Genomic DNA, 16,994 nt, shown 5'->3' on the forward strand with positions numbered 1-16,994 from the left:
CTCACGCCTTGGCGGGCTCCCCGATCTTGTCCTGGGTCTTCGTATCGAAATCGCTGACCTCATGCCGCTCATGCAACTGGCTCGCCGGATCGCCCGAGATACGATTGACCATGCGCCCGCGCTTGACGGCGGGGCGCTTTGCAATCGCGTCGGTCCAGCGCTGCACGTTCTTGTATTCGTGCACCGACAGGAATTCGCCGGCGCCGTAGACCAAGCCCTTGGCCAGCGCGCCGTACCACGGCCAGGTCGCCATGTCGGCAATCGTGTACTCGTGGCCTGCGAGATACTCATTGTCGGCAAGCCGGCGGTCGAGCACGTCGAGCTGGCGCTTCACCTCCATCGCATAGCGGTCGATGGCGTACTCGATCTTGGTCGGTGCGTAGGCGTAGAAATGGCCAAAGCCGCCGCCGAGAAACGGCGCGCTGCCCATCTGCCAAAAAAGCCACGACAGGCATTCGGCCCGCGCCGCCCCGCTTGTCGGCAGAAACGCCCCGAACTTTTCGGCGAGATGCATCAGGATCGCCCCGGACTCGAACAGCCGGATCGGCTGAGGTCCGCTGCGGTCCATCAGCGCCGGGATTTTCGAGTTCGGATTGACCGCGACAAAACCGCTGCCGAACTGGTTGCCGTCGATCTTGATCAGCCAGGCGTCGTATTCCGCTCCGCTGTGGCCGGCGGCCAACAGCTCCTCGAACATCACCGTGACCTTGACGCCGTTCGGCGTCGCCAGCGAATAGAGCTGGAACGGATGGCGGCCGACCGGCAGTTCGGCCTCATGCGTGGGGCCTGCGATCGGGCGATTGATGCTGGCAAAGCGGCCGCCGCTTTCCTTGTTCCAGGTCCAGACCTTTGGCGGCTCGTAAGCGGTGGGATCGGTGACGGGGGCGTCGGTCATTCGGGTTGGCTCCAGGCTTAATTCGGCCGTCTCACGGTTTAAGTCATCTGTCGCGCGGCGGCCGCCGCAATCCATGTAAGGTTTCGTATCAGCACCGCAACCAGACAGAAAGCGCGCAGAAGTCAGGGGAGGAATGCGCCATGCTGCGCCTGCCGCAATCGCACGGCGTGGCAGGTGTACTCGGAGCAATGCTCCTGTGGCTGGCGCAGTCGAGATCGGCCATAATGAATGTGTCGCTACAAAAGAGACCATCCAATGCTCCCATCGCAGCGTGCCTTGTTCGAGATACCGCGCCAGATCTGCTACCTGAATGCCGCCTCCTACAGCCCGCTGCCGCTTCGAACGCTGGAGGCCGGCCGAGCTGCCGTTCTCCGCAAGGGCACGCCGTGGACGCTCGAGGCCTCCTTCGCCAACCAGCAGCATGAGCGCGCGCGCCTTGCCGCCGCCCGGCTGATCAATGCCGAGGCCTCCGATGTCGCGCTGATTCCCTCGATCAGTTACGGCGTCGCGACCGCCGCGAAGCTGCTGCCGATCGCTCGCGGCACGCGCGTGATCGTGCTGGAGAACGATCATTCCTCGCCGGTGCTCGAATGGCAGACGCGGGCCGAGGCGGAAGGGTTCACCGTCGAGACGGTTCGCCAGCCGGACGACGGCGACTGGACATCGGCGGTTCTCGAAAGCATCGAGCGATCCGGCGCCCAGCCGCTCAGTCTGGCCTCGATTTCATCGGTGCACTGGTCGGACGGCGGGCTGATCGATGTCGACAAGGTCGGCGCGGCACTGCGACAGCGGGGCGCGGCTTTCCTGATCGACGCGACGCAAGGCGCCGGCGTGCTGGCGACGGACGTAAAGCGTCTCGACCCGGATTTTGTGATCTTCCCGACCTACAAATGGCTGCTCGGCCCTTACGGTCGCGCCTTTCTCTATGTTGCAAAACGCCATCAAGGCGGTATCCCGCTCGAGCAGACCGCGTCCGGCCGCCGCAACGTGCGCGCCGAGAACGCGGTCTATTTCACCGATGTCAGCTACGTTCCCGATGCGCGGCGCTTCGACATGGGCGAGCGCGATCATTTCGTCTCGATGGAGATGGCCTCGATCGGCATGGAGATGATGGTCGAATGGGGAGCGCCCGCCATTGTGCAACGTATCACGATGCTGACGGAGCGGATCGCGCAGGCCGTGCGCGGCATCGGCGTCCACGTGCCGGAGCCTCACCTGCGGGCGCCGCATATATTGTGCCTCGCCTTCAAGGGCGGAATGCCGGCGGGATTGATCGAGGGAATGGCAAGCGAAGGCGTCTATGTCGCCCCGCGCGTGGGGCGCATGCGCGTGTCGCCCCACGTCTATAATGACGAGGCTGATGTCGATCGGTTTGTTGAGGTTTTGACGCGGCGGCTGCGGGGCTGACTTGTAGGGTGGGCAAAGCGCAGCGTGCCCACCGCTAATGCTCGGCTCGCGATGGTGGGCACGCTGCGCTTTGCCCACCCTACGGGAGATTACGACGCCGCCAGCTTTCGCGGCGCTTCCGCCCTCTCCATCACAAACCCTTCATAACCCTTGGCCGCGACGTCGTTGCAGATCTGCCGGTAGGGGCCGACGCCGCCGATATAGGGCATGAAGATCCGCGGCTTGCCGGGGACGTTGGCGCCCATGTACCAGGAGTTGGCCTGCGGATAGAGCGTGGTGTAGGCGACCTCGTTGACATGAGCGACCCATTTGTCTTCGGCATCGGTTGCAGCTTCCATGGTGTCGAGGCCGCGATCACGCAGGTACGCCAGGCAATCGCTGATCCAGTCGACATGCTGCTCGATCGAGACGATCATGTTCGACAGCACCGACGGGCTGCCCGGACCGGTGACGACGAAGAGATTCGGAAAACCCGCGCTCATCAGGCCGAGATAGGTGCGCGGGCCCGCGGCCCATTTCTGGTTCAGCGTCTGGCCGCCCCGGCCTCTAATGTCGATTTTCGCCACCGATCCCGTCATGGCGTCAAAACCGGTCGCCAGCACCAGCGCATCGACTTCGTAATCCCTGGCGCCGACGCGCACGGCATTCTCCGTGATCTCCTCGATCGGATTGGATCTGATGTCGACCAGCTTCACGTTGGGGCGATTGAAGGCCGCGAAATAATCGGTGTCGATGCAGATGCGCTTGGAGCCGATCGGATGGTTGTTCGGCTGCAACAGCTTTGCCGTCTCCGGGTCCTTGACGATCTCGGCGATTTTTCCGCGGACGAAATTGGCGGCGGTGTCGTTGGCCGCCTTGTCGAGCGCAAGGTTGTTGTAGACCGACATGAAGGTGAGCCCGCCGCGATTCCAGCGCGCCTCGTATTTCGAGCGGCGTTCGTTGTCGCCGTCATCGAGCGCACCGCGATCGGGCATCTCCGTATAGATGCCGTTCTTCGCCACCTCGCGCGCAAAACGCCTGATCTCGGGATAGTTTGCACGAAACTTCTCCCGCTCCTGCTCGCTGAGCGCAGCGTTGCGGGCGGGAATGGAGAAGTTTGCGGTGCGCTGGAATACCGTGAGCTGGCTCGCCTGCTCGGCAATGACCGGCACCGACTGGATCGCCGAAGATCCGGTGCCGATGACGGCAACGCGCTGGCCGGTGAAATCGACCGCTTCATGCGGCCAGTGGCCGGTGTGATAGACCTTGCCCTTGAATTGATCGAGGCCCTTGATGTCGGGCATCCGCGCGTTCGACAGGCAGCCGGTAGCGAGCACGACGAATTTCGCCATCACTGTCTTGCCGTCGGATGTCGAGACCGACCACACGCCGGTCACTTCGTCGAAGGCGGCGCTTTCGACCCGAGTGTTGAACTGGATGTCGGGCCGCAGGTTGAAACGATCCGCGACGTGGTTGGCGTATTTCAAAATCTCCGGCTGCGGCGCGTAGCGCTCGCTCCAGTCCCATTCCTGCTGCAACTCTTCGGAGAACGAATAGGAATATTGCATGCTCTCGACGTCGCAGCGCGCGCCGGGATAGCGGTTCCAGTACCAGGTGCCGCCGACGCCACTGCCCTGCTCAAAGACGCGCGCCGTCATTCCCTGCCCGCGCAACCGGTGCAGCATGTACATGCCGGCAAAGCCCGCACCGACCACGACGACGTCGTAAGTCTCAGTAGATTTGGCGGAAGATGGCATTGCGGACATGAATATGGGCTCCCTGATATTCTCTTTGATTTGGCAACCAGCATTCCTTCCGTAGCGCCAAAGCGCAAGACGCAAATCCGCGGCATGGCCTTGCATATTTTGCGACGTGGAATGTGTGCTCCTCGGGATGGGCGTTCCGCTTGGCACGCATACCCCCGATGGGCTAGCGTCGGTTCAACACCGCCAATCAAAACCAACAATGAGCGGCTGGCCCGCGGCCGCCACAGGGAGCAACCAACCATGAAATCGCCGATCTGCGACATGCTGGGAATTGAGTTTCCGCTACTCGCCTTCAGCCACTGCCGCGACGTGGTCGCGGCCGTCAGTCGCGCCGGCGGCTTTGGCGTGCTGGGCGCCACCGCGCACTCGCCGGAGACGATCGAGCAGGAACTGAAATGGATCGACGATCACACCGACGGCAAGCCCTACGGGCTCGACGTGCTGATCCCGGAAAACATTTCGACCGCGGGTGAAAAGGACGTCACCTGGAAAAGCCTGGAGGCGCGGATCTCGCCGCAGCATCGCGACTTCACCCGAAACCTGCTGAAGAAATACGGCGTCGAACTGACGACGACCAATGTCGCCGACAACCAGCCGCAGCCATTCGACGCGCAGCGCGCGCTCGACGTACTCGACGTCTCCTTCCGCCATCCGATCAAGCTGATTGCGAATGCGCTTGGCGTACCGCCCAAGCAGATGATCGACATGGGCCGCAAGCACGGCGTGCCGGTCGCAGCGCTCGTTGGTTCCAAGGAGCATGCGCTGCGGCAGGTCGCTGCCGGCGTCGATATCCTGGTCGCGCAGGGCACCGAGGCCGGCGGCCATTGCGGCGAGGTCTCGACCATGGTGCTGGTGCCCGAGGTGATCAAGGCGATCAAGCCGACCCGTGATGTGCCGGTGCTGGCCGCCGGTGGCATCATGACCGGACGTCAGATGGCGGCCTGCATGGCGATGGGCGCGGCGGGCGCCTGGACCGGCTCGGTGTGGCTGGCGACGGTGGAGTCCGAGACGACCGAAATCTTCCGCGAGAAGATGATCGCGGCGTCCTCGCGCGACGCCGTCCGCTCCAAGGGCCGCACCGGAAAGCCGGCGCGGCAATTGCGTTCGGTGTGGACCGATGCGTGGGATCGCGGCCCGGACAGTCCCGGCGCGCTGCCGATGCCGCTGCAGAGCATCATCAGCCGCGACGCCTTCAACTCGATCGACCGCGCCGCCGCCGCGGGGAATGCGCAGGCGCGCGACCTCGTGACATATTTTGTCGGCCAGGGCGTCGGCCTGATCGACAGCGTGAAATCGGCCGGCGCCGTGGTGCAGGAATTCAAGGAGGATTTTGCCGATGCGGTGGAGCATATGAATATGCTGATGGAGGAGTGAAGGTCTCTCCACGTCATTGCGAGCGAAGCGAAGCAATCCATACTTTCTTTGCCGCCATGGATTGCTTCGCTTCGCTCGCAATGACGGACAAAGCTCGTAGGGTGGGCAAAGCGAAGCGTGCCCACCACTTCCGAGCAAGATGCTAGATGGTGGGCACGGCGCTGACGCGCCTTTGCCCACCCTACGAATTGAATCTCTAAGAAAGCAAAGCAAGAAAAAATGTCCACCGCTCCCCTCCCCGAAGACCGCATTCCCGTCATCGTCGGCATCGGCGAGATCGCCGATCGGCCAAAGGACATCGCTGCCGGCCTCGAACCGCTGGCGCTGCTCGAAGAAGCCGTGCGGCGCGCGGAGGCGGACAGCGGAGCAAAATTGCTCGGCGAGCTCGGCTCACTCGACGTCGTCAATTTCCTGAGCTGGCGCTATCGCGATCCCGAGAAGCAGCTTGCGGCGCGGCTCGGCGCCAATCCGGCGCATTGCTATTATGGCCCGGTCGGCGGCGAGAGCCCGATCCGCTACATTCACGAAGCGGCAAAGCGCATTGCGCGCGGCGAATGCAGCGTGGCGGTGGTCTGCGGCGCGGAAGCGCAATCCACCGCAACCAAGGCCGAGCGCGGCAGCATCGCGCTGCCGTGGACGCCGTTCGCCCATGACGTCGAGGAGCCGAAGCGCGGCGCGGCGTTCCAGAAGCCGATGGCGGTGAAGCTCGGCGTGTTCCGCCCCATCACGGTCTATCCGCTGTACGAATCCGCAACCTCGGCGCATTGGGGCCAGACCCCGCGCGAGGCCCTGGCGGAGTCCGGTGCGCTGTGGTCGACCTATGCGAAGGTCGCCTGCGAAAATCCGAATGCGTGGCTGAAGAAGCGCTTTGCGCCCGACGAGATCACCACGCCCACGCCTGAGAACCGGCTGATCGCCTGGCCGTACACAAAACTTATGGTGGCCAATCCTACCGTCAACATGGGCGGCGCGGTCCTGTTGACATCGCTGGCAAAGGCCCGCGCGGCCGGCGTATCCGAAGATCGCCTGATCTATCCGATCGGCGGCGCCTCGGCGGAAGAGCCGCGCGATTATCTGGTCAGGGACCAGTTCTACGAAAGTCACCCGCAGAACGCGGTGCTGAAGGCAGTCATGGACCTCGTCGAGGGCGACGGCAGAAAATTCGACGCGATCGAGCTTTATAGCTGCTTTCCCTGCGTGCCCAAGATGGCACGGCGGACGCTCGGCCTCGGCGCGGACGTGCAGCCGACGGTGACCGGCGGTCTCACCTTCTTCGGCGCGCCGCTCAACACCTATATGACGCACGCAGCGGTCGCGATGGTGCGCAAGCTTCGTCAAGGCGGCAAGCTCGGCCTGCTCTACGGCCAGGGCGGTTTCGTCACCAAGCATCACGGGCTGGTGCTGTCGCGAGAAGCACCGCGCGAGGCGCTGAAGCAGGACACCAGCGTGCAGGCCGAAGCCGACCGCAACCGCCGTAAGGTACCGGACTTCGTCACCGAAGCTGCAGGCAAGGGCAAGGTCGAGAGTTTTACCGTGATCTACAAGGCCAAGGGTGAGGTCGAGCACGGCGTGGTGATGCTGCGCACCGAAGGTGACGCGCGGGCGCTGGCCCGAATCCCGGCTGCGGATACAGCGACGCTCGTGCATCTACTAGATATGGAACGGACGCCGGTCGGATCGGTCGGCAATATCGTCACGGCCGAAGACAGCGTGCTGGAGTGGCGGGTGGGGTAGCCCTCGCCTGGCATTGCCGGGAGCACATTCGTAGGGTGGGCAAAGCGAAGCGTGCCCACCATTCTCGGCGACAATCCCGGATGGATAGTGGGCACGGTGCAAGGCGCCTTTGCCACCCTAAAGTCTACCTCGCGCGAAAGCCCTCTACCCCTTCACGTCCTGCTTTTCGGAGGCGGTCGTGGGCTTCCCGTCCTTGGCACCGACCACGCGAACCTGGTCACCGTCGGCGAGACCGTCCGGAGGCGCGGTGATAACTCGGTCGTCGGCTGCAAGGCCGGAGGCGAGCTCGATCTCCCTGCCGAGGTCGCGCGCGATGGTCACGGTCTTGAACAGCACCTTGTCATCGGGACCGACGGTGGCGACCCGCAGGCCGTCCTTGTTGAAGATCAGCGCGCTTGCGGGGATGTGCAGCGGCACGGCATCGCGCTGCAGCGGCAGGCGGACGTTGGCATAGCCGCCCGGCATCAGCTCGCCCTTCGCATTGTCGAGCGCCAGCTGCATGCGCGTGGTGCCGGAAGATACGTCGACCGATTGCGACGAGGCTTCCACCGTCGCTGCAAACGTCCGGTTCAGATATTCCGGCATCGTCAGCACCGCCTTGGCGCCGATCCTGATCGCGGGCACGTAGTTCTGCGGGACGTTCACATAAACCCGCAACTTGGTGATGTCGGAGACAACGAACATCGCAGGGCCCGCGCCGCCGCCGGCATTGATCAGCGCGCCGACATCGGTTTCGCGCGAGGTGACCACGCCGACGAATGGCACCGTGATCTTCTTATAGCCGGCAAGCGCTTCCAGCCGCTCGACATTGGCCTGCCCGGAATTGACGGCGGCCTTCTTGTTGGCGAGATCGGCCGTGCGTTCGTCGATCTCCTGCATCGAGACGAAATTCGAGGCGAGCAGCGTCTTGCGCCGGTTCAAGGTTGCTTCGGACAGCCGCGCGCTGGATTGCTGACTGGCGAGATCGGCCCTCGCCTGCAGCAATTGCTGGTCGAGGTCCGGCGCCTCGATCTCGGCGATCACCTGCCCTGCCTTGACACTGGCGCCGATATCCGCGCTCCAGCTCTTCAGGTAACCGCTGACGCGCGCGAAAATCGGCGCGCGCGAATAGGCCTCCAGCCGGCCCGGCAGATCGATGGTCGGACTGAGCGCCTTCCCGCTGGGAGGCGCAACAGCGACGGACGGGACCGCCTGCGCATCGGTCCATTCCTTGAGCTTCGCGTTGGAATCCTCGCGGGCGCGAATGCCGGTGGCGACGATCAGGCCCGCCCCGATCAACGCTGCAAGCCCGAAAATGCCCAGTTTCCGATGCGAGACCGGCGGGCGCGGTTCAGTGGGCATGCGGCATCTCCGATGGGGCGGCGGCTTCGGCGCCCTGTTTCTTGTGTACCATGCTGAACACCACAGGGACAAACATCAGGGTAGCGATCGTTGCAAAAATCAGGCCGCCGATCACGGCGCGCCCGAGCGGGGCGTTCTGCTCCCCGCCCTCGCCGAGCCCCAATGCCATCGGCGCCATGCCGATGATCATGGCAAGCGCCGTCATCAGCACCGGACGGAAGCGGACGAAGCCGGCTTCGAGCGCGGCGGCGACGGGATCGCCGAGCTCTTCGTAGCGCTCGCGGGCAAAACTGATCACGAGCACGCTGTTGGCGGTGGCCACACCCATGCACATGATCGCACCGGTCAGTGCCGGCACCGAGAGCGTGGTCTGGGTCGTGAACAGCATCCAGACGATGCCGGCGAGCGCCGCCGGCAGCGCCGTGATGATCACGAACGGATCGGACCAGGACTGGAAGTTCACGACGATCAGGAAATAGATCAGCACCACGGCAGCAAGCAGCCCGAACAGCAGGCCGGAAAAGGCGCTGTTCATGGTCTCGACCTGGCCGAGCAGCACCACCGACGATCCCTTCGGCACGTCCTTGGCCGTATCCGCCATCGCTGCCCTGACATCGGCGGCGACCGCGCCGAGATCGCGGCCCTGCGGCGTCGCAAAGATCTGAACCATCGACTGGATGTCGTATTGGGAAACGACGGCACTCGAGGTCGAGCGCTTGACGTCCGCAATGCCGCCCAGGATCGGCGATTGCGGATTGCCGCTGGCGGTGATCGGCAGCGCCTGCAAGGCGCTCAGCGAGTCCATCTTGTATTGCGGCGTCTGCATCACGATCGAGTACGACACGCCATTGTCAGGGTTGAGATAGAAGGTTGGCGCGACCTGCGAACTGCCGGCGAGGTTGACGACGAGGCTGTTGGTGACGTCGCGCTCGGTCAGCCCGACATATTGCGCGCGCGTACGGTCGACGTCGATGTTGAAGGTCGGGTTGTTGGGCGATTGCTGGATGCGCGCGTCGGCGATGCCGGGAATCCGGCGGATCCGGCTCAGCAGCTTGTTGGCGTAAGCGAAATTCGCTTCGAGGTTGGCGCCGCGGATCTGCAGGTCGATCGGCGCCGGCGCGCCGAAATTCAGGATCTGGCTGACGATGTCGGCCGGAAGGAACGAGAAGTTCATGCCGGGAAACAGCCGCGGCAATTGCTCGCGCAGAGCCTGGACGTACTCCTCCGTCGGCCGGTGACCTTCCCGGAGCTTGATCTGGATGTCGCCGTCCGCCGGGCCGATCACGCCGGTGTTGTTGTAGGTCATGTTGATGCCGGAAATCGGCATGCCGATATTGTCGGTGAGCGTGTCGATCTCGCCGGGCGGAATGATCTTGCGGATCGCCTTCTGAACGTCGGCGAGCTGGTTGGCGGTCTCCTCGACGCGGGTGCCGATCTGGGTGCGGACGTGCATCAGGATGTTGCCGGCATCCACCGCCGGGAAGAAGTTGCGGCCGAGAAACGGCACCAGCAGGAAAGACAGCGCGACGACGCCGAGGAAGCCGGTGACGAACAGCGGCCGCCGCCCCAGTGCCATCGAGAGAAGATCGCGATAGGTGGCGCGCACGCGTTCGAACCGCGCCTCGAACGCACGCTGGAAGCGCACCAGCGGATTGCGTGACGGCGGCGGTTCGCCGTCATGATGGACATGCGCCCTGAGGAGATATTTCGCCATCGTCGGCACCAGCGTGCGCGACAAGATAAAGGACCAGATCATCGCAAACATCACCGCTTCGGCCATCGGCACGAACAGGAAGCGCGCGACGCCCTGCAGGAAGAACATCGGCACGAACACGATGCAGATGCACAGCAGGGATACGAAGGCCGGCGTCACGATCTGGTTGGCGCCGTCGAGGATGGACAGTTCGACCGGCTTGCCCTGCTCCAGATGGTAATTGATGTTTTCGATGGTGACGGTGGCGTCGTCGACGAGAATACCGACCGCCAGCGCCAGCCCACCGAGCGTCATGATATTGAGCGTCTCGCCGATCGCCGACAGCATGATGATGGCGCCGAGCACCGAGAGCGGGATCGAAACGGCGATGATGACCGTCGAACGCCAGCTTCCGAGGAAGAGCAGGATCATCACGCTGGTCAGGAGCGCGGCAATGACGCCTTCGACGGCAACACCTTCGATCGCGCCGCGGACGAACACCGACTGGTCGCCGATGAAGCCGATCTTCAGCGTCTCCGGCAGCTGGTCCCTGACGTCGATAACCTTCTGCTTGATGCCGGCGATGATGTCGAGCGTCGAGGTCGCGCCCGCCTTCAGCACCATCATCAGCACCGAGCGGTTGCCGTCGACGTGAACGATGTTGGTCTGCGGTGGGTTGCCGTCGCGCACGGAGGCGACGTCGCGAATATAGACCATCGCGCCGCTGACGGCCTTGATCGGCAGTCCGCCAAGCTCCTCCATCCGAAGCGGCGAGTTGTTGAGCTGGATGATGTATTCGAACTGGCCGATCTTCTGGGTGCCGACCGGGGTGATCAGGTTCTGCGCGGCCAGCGCATTGGCGACATCCTGTCCCGACAGGCCGCGGGCCTGCAACGCGGCCGGATTGAGGTCGATCTGAACCTGGCGCTGCTTGCCACCGAACGGATAGGGAATGGCGGCGCCGGGCACGGTGACCAGCGGGGTGCGCAGCTGGTTGATGCCGATATCGGCGAGATTTTGCTCGGTCAGCCCCTCACCCGAGAGCGCGACCTGAATGATCGGAACGGTGGATGCGCTGTAGTTCAGGATTAGCGGCGGCGTCGCGCCCGGCGGCAGCTGCCTGATCATTGTCTGCGAGATCGCGGTCACCTGGGCGTTGGCGGTGCGGATATCGACATTCGGCTGGAAGAATATCTTGACGATTCCAATGCCGTTATAGGAATTGGCGACGATGTGCTCGATGTCGTTGACCGTCGTGGTCAGCGCCCGCTGAAACGGCGTGATGATGCGCCCCGACATCTGGTCCGGTGGCAGGCCGGTATAGTTCCAGACCACCCCGATGACCGGGATGCGGATATCCGGAAAGATGTCGGTCGGCGTGCGGAGCGCGGCCAGCGGCCCGATGATCAACAACAGCAGGGCCAGCACGACAAACGTATACGGCCGGCTCAGCGCGATACGGACCAGCGCAATCATGTAATCGGCATTCCCGGGGCCCCGCGGCGGGATGGCGACTGGGCGCTACAAAAAGCCCAATCTGATTGCGTTGATTTAGCCGAAACGAGCTCAAAAGGCCAATTCCGGCGGCGCAGCCGCCCTTCACTTCCCCGGCATAGCTCGTATGCCGGAGTCGCGGCCGACCTCGTCAGGCCGCCCGCACCGAATCCAAAAACTTACCGACCTCGAGCTTGAGGCGGTTGGAGTCTGACGACAGCGACTGCGCCGCTGAGAGCACCTGCGACGAGGCGGAGCCGGTCTCGCTGGCGCCGCGCTGCACGTCGGTGATGTTGGAGGAGACCTGCTGGGTGCCGTGAGCGGCCTGCTGCACGTTGCGGGAGATTTCCTGCGTCGCCGCGCCCTGCTCTTCCACGGCGGCTGCGATGGCCGAGGCGATCTCCGACAGCCTTTCGATGGTCCCGCTGATTGCCTGGATCGCGGTTACCGACTCCTGGGTCGCGCCCTGGATACTGGTGATCTGCTGGCCGATCTCGCCGGTGGCCTTTGCGGTTTGTTCGGCGAGCGCCTTCACTTCGGAGGCCACGACGGCAAAACCGCGGCCGGCTTCACCGGCGCGCGCGGCCTCGATGGTGGCATTGAGCGCCAGCAGATTGGTCTGGCCGGCGATGGTGTTGATGAGTTCGACCACGTCGCCGATGCGGGCGGCCGCCTTCGACAATTCGCCGACGCGGTCATTGGTGTGACGGGCCTGATCGACGGCCTCATTGGCCATCCGCGCCGATTCCTGCACCTGACGGCTGATCTCGTTGACGGATGAAGACAGTTCCTCCGTTGCCGATGCCACCGACTGCACGTTGGTGGATGCTTCTTCCGAAGCCGCGGCCACCGTGGTCGTCACCTGCTGGGCGCGCTCGGCGGTTGCCGTCAGCGTGCCGGCGGAAGCTTCGAGTTCGGTAGAGGCCGACGACACGGTTTCGACGATCTCGCCAACCGCCGTCTCAAAGGAATCGGCCAGCCTGACCATCTCGGCCTTGCGCTGCTGGGCCGCGATCTGGTCCTGCCTGATCTTGGCTTCCGCCTCGTCGCGGGCCTTCTGCTCGGAGACGACCTTGAATTTCTCGACGGCGCCGGCGACCGCGCCGAGCTCGTCCTTGCGCCCAAGGCCGGGCAACACCACACCGAAATTGCCGCCGGCAAGCTCTTCCATCGACGCGCTCAATGCGCGCATCGGACGGGAGATGGTGAAGTAGGAGAATATGCTGGTTCCGATCAGCAGCAGCATCGTGCCGATGCCGATTGCCATGGCTTCCCATTCGACCGCAGTCATTTCCCTTGCAGCCTGTGCGGTTTGCTCTTCCACGCTGTGCTTGGCGAAATCGGCGATCTGGTTGGAGATCGGCTCGATTTCGGCAATGATCGGTAGCGTTACCTCGCGCGCGATGCGCACGGCTTCCTCGTTCAGCTTCGCAACCCGCACGGCGGCCTCAGCACCGCCGCCCGCCGCGGCAATCGCTTCGCCGCGAACAGCCGCGATCTGCTGCGCGCCTTTCTCATAATCTCCCGCCCTCGCCTTCAGCTTTTCGATGCGCGTACGGTTTTCGGCAGATTTGGACAGTCTCAGCATCTCGTCGGTAAATTTGTTGAGTGCCGTCAACCGGTCCGCCACATAGTCCTTTGCCTTCTGCAGATCGGCCGCGCTGCCGGCGAGGCGGAGGTCACGAACGCCGATCTGCATGCCGCGCAGCGACGCCTTGGCTTCCGCAGCATCACGCGCGATAGTCTGCTGCCCGGCCATGCGCGCATCGAGATCGCGCATCGCCGCGTTGGCCCGGATCTGGACGATCACCATCGTGGCGACGAGCAGAACGCCGAGGCCCGAGGCAATGCCGAGCTTGGCACCAATCGAGAGGTTCAGAAGAAGACGAGTAAGGCTCGACATGAATAACGTCCTTGACAAAAGAGGTCAGTAAAATCGTGGCAATACTGGCTGTTTCCCGAACAGCGGGATCAGGCTTGAAAGAGAGCCGGGCCACACGATTGGACGAGCCGGTTCGTTGCGAACGAAGGGGCTCCTGCGGCAAAGCCACAGAGCGGCACTCATGCCGCTAAGGTTTCCATACGATGGTTAATGAGGGACTAAATCGAGCTGGCGTAAAACTACGGTGTCGCCGCTCGCTTCGCAGGTATCACGACTGACTGTCCGTATTCTTACGTGCCGACAATGTCTGCTGCGGCGTTTCGCCAAACAACTCGCGATAGAGCGAGGAGAACTCGCCCATGTGCCAGAAGCCGTTCACGAGTGCGACCGCCTTGATCGATTGCGGCGACGCACCCCGCAGCAGTTGCTGGCGCACGTTCCACAGCCGCCGCAGGCGCGTGTAGCGATGCACGCTCATGCCGCGAATCGCAACCACGGCGTTATGCAGCGTCCGTACCGAGACCCCAAGCTGTCGGGCCACGTCGGCGCTGTACAGCGTTTTGCCGGCGTTGGCGGCAACGAACTCATCGAACTTTCGGACCAGCGCCAGATAGTGGCTCAGGCTCGGGCGCTTGCCTTCGGACGCCGGCGATGCCGCAGCCATCGCCAGATCGACCGCTTGCAGGATCGATTCCTCGACACTCCCGGTCACATCAGGCTGAGCGAGTGTATCGGGCGAATGCGACGCGAGCATCAGGACGTCGCGCAAGGTTACCCGAAGCGCCTCGAGCTTGGCGGGTTCCGTTGAGATCAGCTGAGCGCGGTCGATCTCGCCCGGCCAGCCGCGATCGTCGACGGAATCAAAATTCACCAAGGCGACCAGATTGGCGTGCTGCTCCACAATCTCACACTGCGCGCTGCCTTTGACCAGCAGGAGCGCCGGCGCGCGGCCCTCCATACCGTTCAGGATCAGCGAACCCGCATCGTCCATCATCAGACCGACGATCGCCCCGGTCGAGGAATATTGTATCTGAAGAATGCGCGGAAATGTCTGCTGCAGATAGACCGTGCAGGACTTCAGCTTCAGCGACGCGAACGATGCGGCGAAATCCCGATGATCGAGCGGAATGCTGCTCGCCTCACCCAGGCCTTCGATGTTCCGGAAATGATCGATATCCGGAGACCGGTTGATCTTCACGAAGTCAGATTCAACGAGTTCATCAAGCAACGACACGCGGCGGTCATCCGAGCCGTCGGTAGCGATCGTCGCAACAACGAAAAAAAGCGCTAGCCGGTATTGAGAGGGATCGTATGCGCAACTTGACCATGGCGGATGGGTGCGTCGATGCGCCCTGCCATCGGATGAAGCGTCTTGAGTCCTGGCGCGTCTTCATTGACGCAGAACACGTGGCATCAGATCCGGCACAAACCTTCGCGATGCATTTGTATGTTACCAATTTTTCCCGATTTCGGAAATTCGTTGGCCACATTCGCCTTCAGTTTCACTCAGGGCGATTGGTCGGCCCATGCCGCAATCGCAATTTTACGATCTAGGGATGTTTCCCGCTCGCCGTGCAGCCGAACAACAGGCTGCCTGAAGGCAGCTTGCGCCTCTGATTCGGATCATCTGTTATCGCGAAGCCGGCATGAAGAACCGGCTTCGGACCGAATAAGTCAATACGAAATCAGGCCGCCCGCACCGAGTCGAGGAACCTGCCGACCTCGAGCTTGAGACGGTTGGAGTCACCCGAGAGCGATTGCGCCGCCGCAAGCACCTGCGACGACGCCGATCCGGTTTCGCTGGCGCCGCGCTGCACGTCGCCAATATTGGAGGACACCTGCTGGGTACCCGCCGCCGCCTGCTGCACGTTGCGCGAGATCTCCTGCGTCGCGGCACCCTGTTCTTCCACGGCCGCGGCGATAGTCGACGAGATCTCCGACAGCTTCTCGATGGTGCCGCTGATCGCCTGGATCGCATTCACCGACTCCTGGGTCGCGCCCTGGATGCTGGTAATCTGCTGGCCGATTTCCCCGGTGGCCTTTGCGGTCTGCTCGGCGAGCGCCTTCACTTCGGAAGCCACGACGGCAAAACCGCGGCCTGCTTCGCCGGCGCGCGCCGCCTCGATGGTGGCGTTGAGCGCCAGCAGATTGGTCTGGCCCGCGATGGTGTTGATCAGCTCGACGACGTCGCCGATGCGGGTTGCCGCCTTCGACAATTCGCTGACGCGATCGTTGGTGACACGCGCCTGATCGACGGCGTCATTGGCCATCCGCGCCGATTCCTGCACCTGGCGGCTGATCTCGGTGACGGACGAGGCCATCTCCTCGGTGGCGGAGGCCACCGATTGTACGTTGGTGGAAGCTTCCTCGGAGGCTGCCGCGACTGCGGTCGTGAGTTCCTGCGCGCGCTCCGCGGTCGCGGTCAGCGTGCCTGCGGATACTTCGAGCTGGCTCGATGCCGACGATACCGCTTCGACGATCTGGCCGACGGCGGCTTCGAAATCATTGGCCATCTTGTTCATGTCCGCCTTGCGGCCGCTCGTCGCGCGAATCTCCGCCTCGCGCTGCTCGCTCTCCAGCGTCTGACGGGCGACGGCATTGCTCTTGAAGATCTCGACCGCCTTGGCCATCTCGCCGACCTCGTCGCCGCGTCCGACACCCGGCACCTCGACGGCAAGGTTGCCGCTGGCGAGATCGTTCATCGCGACCGTCATCCGTTGCAGTGGGCCGGTGACGCTACGCGCCACGAAGATCGACACCACGAGCATGCACAGCAGGATCATGCCGGCAGCGATCAGGGAGCGCTGGGTCGAAGCCCAGGTCTGCGCCTTCAGGTCGTCGATGTAGACGCCGGTGCCGACGACCCAATTCCACGGCGCGAAGCCGACCACGTAAGACAATTTCGGCTGCGGCTTGTCGAAGCCCGGCTTGGGCCACTCATAGGGAACGAAGCCCGAGCCGCTCTTTTTGACCGTATTGACGAAGTCGACGAACAGCAGGTTGCCATTCGGATCCTTGTAGGTCGACAGATCGTTGCCGTTCATTTCCGGCTTGATCGGATGCATCACCATCTTCGGATGCATGTCGTTGATCCAGAAATAGTCGTTGTTGCCGTAGCGGAGCGCCCCGATCCGCGCCATCGCGCGCTTCTGGGCGTCGGCGTCCGAAACGCCACTCTTCTGCACCGCGGCATGCTCTTCCTTGATGATGCCGAGCGCGACGTCGCCGAGGTGCCGCAGCTCGATCTGCTTCTGCTGGTCGAGGCTCGATGCCAGTTCGCGCGACTCGAGAAAGGTCACGCCCAGGAGCCCGATGAAGCTCAGGCAGATGAGGGCATAGATCTTTCGGCCAACCGTCATCCTGGCCCGGCGTATCGTTGCAAACATGTCTGGATCTCCACGCGACGACGGAGGTCGTCCGCCCCATTTA

Annotated in this window: 10 protein-coding genes; 3 read left to right on the plus strand and 7 right to left on the minus strand. The window is 63.4% G+C overall.

Translation table 11 applies throughout. From position 1 onward, the window contains the following. Nucleotide 1: 1 nt before the first annotated feature. Nucleotides 2-895: a glutathione-dependent disulfide-bond oxidoreductase gene (gene yghU, locus KIP88_RS00400; protein ID WP_214485849.1), complete on the minus strand. Its 894-nt coding sequence runs from the start codon at nt 893-895 to the stop codon at nt 2-4. A gap of 255 nt (nt 896-1,150) precedes the next feature. Here yghU and KIP88_RS00405 point away from each other — a divergent pair, with 255 nt between their 5' ends. After that, entirely contained in the window at nt 1,151-2,302 is a 1,152-nt protein-coding gene (locus tag KIP88_RS00405; protein ID WP_214485850.1) for an aminotransferase class V-fold PLP-dependent enzyme, read from the plus strand. Nucleotides 2,303-2,391: 89 nt separating this feature from the next. On the opposite strand, the gene KIP88_RS00410 is transcribed toward KIP88_RS00405, so the two are convergent. Next, nucleotides 2,392-4,047 (minus strand): NAD(P)/FAD-dependent oxidoreductase, encoded by a 1,656-nt coding sequence (locus KIP88_RS00410; RefSeq protein ID WP_283848473.1) that lies wholly within the window; start codon nt 4,045-4,047, stop codon nt 2,392-2,394. Between the two features lie 240 nt (nt 4,048-4,287). Between KIP88_RS00410 and KIP88_RS00415 the strand changes: the two genes are divergently transcribed. Both KIP88_RS00415 and KIP88_RS00420 read left to right on the plus strand, forming a co-directional pair. Further along, nucleotides 4,288-5,421: a nitronate monooxygenase gene (locus KIP88_RS00415; protein ID WP_214485851.1), complete on the plus strand. Its 1,134-nt coding sequence runs from the start codon at nt 4,288-4,290 to the stop codon at nt 5,419-5,421. A gap of 219 nt (nt 5,422-5,640) precedes the next feature. After that, entirely contained in the window at nt 5,641-7,155 is a 1,515-nt protein-coding gene (locus KIP88_RS00420) for an acetyl-CoA acetyltransferase (RefSeq protein ID WP_214485852.1), read from the plus strand. A gap of 144 nt (nt 7,156-7,299) precedes the next feature. Here KIP88_RS00420 and KIP88_RS00425 read toward each other — a convergent pair whose 3' ends face one another. The 5 genes from KIP88_RS00425 to KIP88_RS00445 form a co-directional block, all read right to left on the minus strand. Continuing rightward, nucleotides 7,300-8,496 carry an efflux RND transporter periplasmic adaptor subunit gene (locus KIP88_RS00425; RefSeq protein WP_214485853.1) on the minus strand — a complete coding sequence of 399 codons (1,197 nt, stop codon included), beginning with the start codon at nt 8,494-8,496 and terminating at the stop codon, nt 7,300-7,302. Next, nucleotides 8,486-11,665 (minus strand): efflux RND transporter permease subunit, encoded by a 3,180-nt coding sequence (locus tag KIP88_RS00430; RefSeq protein ID WP_214485854.1) that lies wholly within the window; start codon nt 11,663-11,665, stop codon nt 8,486-8,488. Before KIP88_RS00430 ends, KIP88_RS00425 begins: the two co-directional genes overlap by 11 nt. 169 nt (nt 11,666-11,834) lie before the next feature. Next, nucleotides 11,835-13,586: a methyl-accepting chemotaxis protein gene (locus KIP88_RS00435; RefSeq protein ID WP_249790444.1), complete on the minus strand. Its 1,752-nt coding sequence runs from the start codon at nt 13,584-13,586 to the stop codon at nt 11,835-11,837. Nucleotides 13,587-13,833: 247 nt separating this feature from the next. Continuing rightward, nucleotides 13,834-14,799 (minus strand): helix-turn-helix domain-containing protein, encoded by a 966-nt coding sequence (locus KIP88_RS00440; RefSeq protein ID WP_214485855.1) that lies wholly within the window; start codon nt 14,797-14,799, stop codon nt 13,834-13,836. 451 nt (nt 14,800-15,250) lie between these two features. After that, nucleotides 15,251-16,951, minus strand: coding sequence for a methyl-accepting chemotaxis protein (locus KIP88_RS00445; RefSeq protein WP_214485856.1), 1,701 nt, complete (start codon nt 16,949-16,951; stop codon nt 15,251-15,253). Nucleotides 16,952-16,994: the final 43 nt, after the last annotated feature.

The sequence above is a fragment of the Bradyrhizobium sp. SRL28 genome (assembly GCF_018596315.1).
In the GTDB taxonomy this organism is placed as follows: domain Bacteria; phylum Pseudomonadota; class Alphaproteobacteria; order Rhizobiales; family Xanthobacteraceae; genus Bradyrhizobium.